3 protein-coding genes are annotated in these 4,964 nt (G+C 53.0%); 1 reads left to right on the top strand and 2 read right to left on the bottom strand.

Annotated elements, in window-relative coordinates; genetic code table 11:
- Positions 1-195: 195 nt before the first annotated feature.
- A complete protein-coding gene (locus H6G62_RS28160) occupies positions 196-585 on the bottom strand; it encodes a hypothetical protein (protein WP_242052283.1) in 390 nt (129 codons plus the stop codon).
- A gap of 57 nt (positions 586-642) precedes the next feature.
- Between H6G62_RS28160 and H6G62_RS25990 the strand changes: the two genes are divergently transcribed.
- Positions 643-3,345 (top strand): PDZ domain-containing protein, encoded by a 2,703-nt coding sequence (locus H6G62_RS25990; protein ID WP_242052282.1) that lies wholly within the window; start codon positions 643-645, stop codon positions 3,343-3,345.
- Between the two features lie 92 nt (positions 3,346-3,437).
- On the opposite strand, the gene H6G62_RS25985 is transcribed toward H6G62_RS25990, so the two are convergent.
- Positions 3,438-4,964 (bottom strand): type IV secretion system DNA-binding domain-containing protein (locus H6G62_RS25985; protein ID WP_190500595.1); only part of this gene is annotated, 1,527 nt, incomplete at its 5' end.

Raw genomic sequence — 4,964 nt, 5'->3', positions numbered from 1 at the left:
ATTCCTGACAGCGACTTGGACGCGATTGCTGAAGAATTCAGAGGCTTCTGCCAATCGTCCCTTCCAAAAAATAGGACGGGCTACGCTGCCCTAACCCATGCTGGCTAAGGCATTGATACGTTGCGGCTACATCTAACCCATCCTAGTTAAGATTCCTATATTCTACCTGTAGATTAGGTAGGACATAGGACATCACTACAGTCTAGTAATATTACTAACTATCCCAAAAGGCCAGTGGGACAATGAAAACAGCATTCCATTGCGCCTATGTCGGATGTTTTCATCTCCTATTCCCGCAAGGACAAACCCTTCGTTCAAGTCCTGCACCAAGCCCTCGCCGCCAGCTACTACGAGGCATGGATTGATTGGGAAGACATTCCCCTTACCGCCGACTGGTGGGCCGAAATCGAAGCGGGCATCGAAGCCGCTGATACCTTTCTCTTCGTAATCAGCCCCGACTCCATTGTGTCCCAGATCTGCGGTCAAGAGATCGACCATGCCGTAAGTCACCAAAAGCGCCTGGTGCCCATCGTTCGGCGCGATGGGTTCGATGCGGCCACCCTGCATCCTGCTCTGGGCAAACATAACTGGCTCTTTTTCCGCGAAACCGACGATTTCGACGTCGCCTTTGCCGCCCTAGTCATGGCCCTGAATACCGATCTGGCCTACGTTAAAGCTCACACCCGCCTACTGGTAAAGGCATTGGACTGGGAACGCAAACAACGGCGAGATGACCTACTTCTGCGTGGAGAAGATTTATCTGAAGCTGAACGCTGGCTAGATCAAAGCCTCCAAACGGGCCACGACCCGTCCCCCACCGAGCAACACAACATCTACATCCACAAAAGCCGCGAGGTTGAAACGGCCAACCAGCGACTCACCGCCGCCGGAGAAAAGGCGAAGCGGATGGTGCGTCTCGGTTCTGGGGTTCTAGCAGGCACCCTGGCCCTTGCTAGTGTGATTGGCGTGCTAACGGTGCAAGCGTTTCGAGGGTTACGAGAAGCCAAAATCGCCACCCGAATCCAACAAGACAGCACCTATGCCCTGGAGAAATTTGCCAGCACACCCCTCGATGCCCTACTGATCGCAATGGAACAAGGCCGAGAACTGGAAGACCTGGTCGGCAATCGGCCCTTGGGGGAGTACCCCACCACCCAACCCCTCGTCACCCTTCGCACGATTCTGGACAATATTCAGGAGAAAAACCAAATCAAGGCCCACGATAGTTCTATTTGGGCCATGGATGTAAATCCTGTGCATGAATTAGTCGCTACTGCCGATGAATTTGGCCATGTACGAGTATGGGACTTCGCTGGAAAACTACAGTTTGAAACCACGCTAGAAATTCCGCGATATGTTCAACCATTCTTCAGCCGCGATGGACACTACCTGTTAGTCGGTGGTGGAAAAAATCAGTTGAAGCTATGGGATGTAAACACTTGGCAAACCATTATGGAAACGGGAATTCCTCCAGACCAAGTTTCCCAGGTGGCCATACTTCCATCCGGTTCTTGGGTAAGTGCAAGTACAGAGGGAGCTTTAACATTTTGGGATCAGGTTGGAGAGCCCCGGAATACAGTTCAGATTACTCCCTATCTTCCCAAAAACTCTACTGGCCTCGGAATTCGATATGACTGGAATGCCATAGAAAATGCTATAGAAATCATCTATGTACTCAAGAATTCTCCAGCTCAAGAGCAAGGTCTAAAATCGGGCGACTTTATTCTTAAAATCAACAATATCCCCATTAGTGTAGAGAATCGGACTCAATCAACAACTCTTCTCTCTGCAGAGACAATTGCCTTGCAAGTAGCTCGTCAAAACACCAAATTCGATATTACGTTACAGCCTAATACTTTTCTCACCGAGCAACCCATCTCGATTTTGTCCCTTCAAATTTCGCCTAAAGAAACCTGGGTCGCAGTAGGATGCCGAGATGGGAAAGTACACTTTTGGCCCTTAACTCGTGATTCAACCCCGCCAGATATTTCAGCCCATCCTACGGCTGTGTATGACCTTGCAGTTAGTCCTGATAGTACTCTGATAGCCACCGTTGGAGATGAGGCTGCTGTCAAGTTATGGAGCCTAACGACAGGGGAATTAGTAGCAACCCTGGAAGGAGATGGGTTCGGACTCAGCGTGGCATTCAGCCCCGATGGACGATACATAACGGCATCTTCAAGTGATGGCATAAGCCGCCTTTGGAGCTTAGATGGACAGCTTTTAGGTACCTTTCAGGGACATAGTAACTCTGTAACTCAAATTGCCTTTGGCCATCGCCACGATTTGATTCTCACCGCAGGTCGAGACGGTACCCTGCGATTTTGGCCACTAACTTGGATGCAGGATAGTTCCCTAGAAATGTCTGATTTCTATGATGCGGAACTCTCTCCAGATGGGCAATACTTAGCGACTGGTGACTGGGATGATAACAGCGCCATCCTTTGGTCACTAACAGGCGAACGTCTAGCTCAGATGGATCACCAGGATCCTGGGGCTAGAGTCATGGGTATTGCCTTCAGCCCAGATGGCCAGATCCTGGCTAGCACCACAACTAGGGGCCGTGTTCACCTCTGGAACCTTGATGGAGAAGAAATCTTAAACTTCATGGGAAGTGGATCAATTGTAGAAGTAGTTTTTAGCCCTGATGGACAAACCTTGCTAACCACTTCTGTAGACTCGGCTGTTGGGGCACCCACGGTTGGACTATGGAATTTACAAGGCCAATTGCTGACTGAACTCAAAGGCCATCAAGATGCCATTTGGTCGGGTCGCTTTAGCCCTGATGGACAGCATATTTTGACAGGCAGCAACGATGGCACTGCTCGCCTGTGGACAATCAACGGTGAACTCATAAAAATACTGCGGGGATCGGCTAATCCGGTCATGGCTGTGGCCTTTAGCCAAAATGGTCAAACGTTGGCAACCGCAGAGGCCGACGGACTGGTGCGATTGTGGAATTTAGAAGGAGAAGAACTATACCAACTGCGCGGCCACCAAAAAGGCGTCAGAAGCATTAGCTTTCACCCCAATGGTGAGTATTTAGTCACAGCTTCCCTAGATAAAACCGCTCGAATTTGGAATTTAGGAGGACAACAAATTGCTGAATTCCGAGATGTGAAAGGTGGCGGTGGCTTTGCCCAATTTAGCCCCGATGGTCAGCAGGTGATTTTGATCGGCCAACACAACCAAGTTCACATTGTTCCCTTTTCTCCAGCTTCGTTAGACGAGCTTTTACAGCGAGGTTGCGACTGGCTAGCCGATTACCTCACCCACAGCCCTAGCGCCACCGAGGCCCAGCGTGCTCTGTGTCCTGGAATAGGCGTAGAAGGGACAGAGCAGTAAACCCCGTGGCAGGGTTGACTGATGGAGCAACCACTACCTAGCAGGGCATATCTAAACGTTGAGAGACAGTGGGAACTTTGCCATCTGCCGCATCAGTCTTCCGGTTCCGGGAGTGGCGGGGGCGGCAGCAACTGATTGGCAAAGACGATCCGTTCCTGAAGTGCGGCATACACCTGGTCTTCACTGACCTTGACCGCATGGCGAACTAAGTACGGGCACAGGTACTCCTCCCACAGCGCCATGTTCTGTTTAATCCGCTTAAACTCGCTCTTGGGCATCGGCACCCGCAGCTTGTAGGGCACATTGGTCTCTTGACCAGAGCCGTAGCCCGGACTGGCGAGGACGCACTCCCCCGTCCGAAATCGTAGGATCTCGTCGGGGGTGAACAACGGCATCTTCTGAAGGCTTTCGCTGTAGTTGATGTTGCGGCTCATCCGGCCCGCCATCGTGCGGCCTGTCGATTTTTGGGTGTGGATGAAGTCTTTCTCACCAAAGCGTTTGCTGTAGCTCTCAGCGGTCTGGGTATCGCCGGGATAAAACAACATGTGGGTGGCACAAGCTGACGCAATCGCCTGACCCCGCTTATCGCCATAGGTGTCGTAGAGCTGGTTGAGGGACTGAATGCCCAACACGAACGCACCACCATTGGAGCGATACTCGTTAATCCAGTTGGGCAGTCGGTCGAGGCGGATCGAGGGCAACTCGTCGAGGGCAATGAAGATGGGGTCTTGGCGAGGGGTGGCCAAGTTTTTTACCACGCACAAGTGAATCGCAGCGGCCAGCAACGGCCCAACAATACTACGGCGCTCATCATCGAGCTTGAAGATGATCATCTGCTTGCCCTCAATCCGAGCCGGAATCGTGGACTGGCCCATAAAGTTGGGCAGCAGGTCTTTTTGGATAAAGCTGCTGAAGGTGGCCGCTGTCGTCGTCATGATGCTGGACACCGTCTTCTCCGCGTCTTTCGAGGCCAGGAGCTGATTGAAGCTCGCCGCCACCCAAGGGTCAATCTGACCCTGCTGAACCGCATGGTCAATCCGATGAACAAACTCCGGCAGTTGCAAGAGGGCATAGACCATGCCCATGTCCGGGTAGGGCGTGGAGCGGGCCAACTGAATCAGCGCTTTGCCCAACTGCTCACCCGCTTTGCTGAAGAACTCATCACTGCGGCCACCGCCCTGGGCCGATTGAGCATTGCAGACAATGACCGCCCCCAATTCCCCCGCCATCACTGCATCCGTCGAATCGGTCAAAAACTCGACCGGGTTGAAAATGCCGCTGTACGGCTGGCCTGGAGCCAGTACATGCACGTCATAGCCGTAGCGGGCGGCCAGGGGGGCGTGGAGCCGCATCTGATCCCCCTTCTTGTCGTAGAGCAAGACGGGAATGCCCTGGGCCAGGGCAGACTCAATCATCGGGTCGATGGCACTGGCCGTCTTTCCCGAACCCGGACTACCCAGCACCAGAAAACTCCGCTGAGCATCCGGCAACCACAGGGCTGGAGGCGACCCCATAACGGTCTGAATCTGAGCCCCCAGCTTACGCCAACGGCCTGACCACCAAAACTGAGGAGGCCGACCCGCCCACAGCGTTAACTCGTCGCGGGGCCGCTGGGGTCG

The organism is Phormidium sp. FACHB-1136 (assembly GCF_014697375.1).
Taxonomy (GTDB): Bacteria; Cyanobacteriota; Cyanobacteriia; order Phormidesmidales; family Phormidesmidaceae; genus Nodosilinea.
This window is presented reverse-complemented; position numbering and strand designations above follow the sequence as displayed.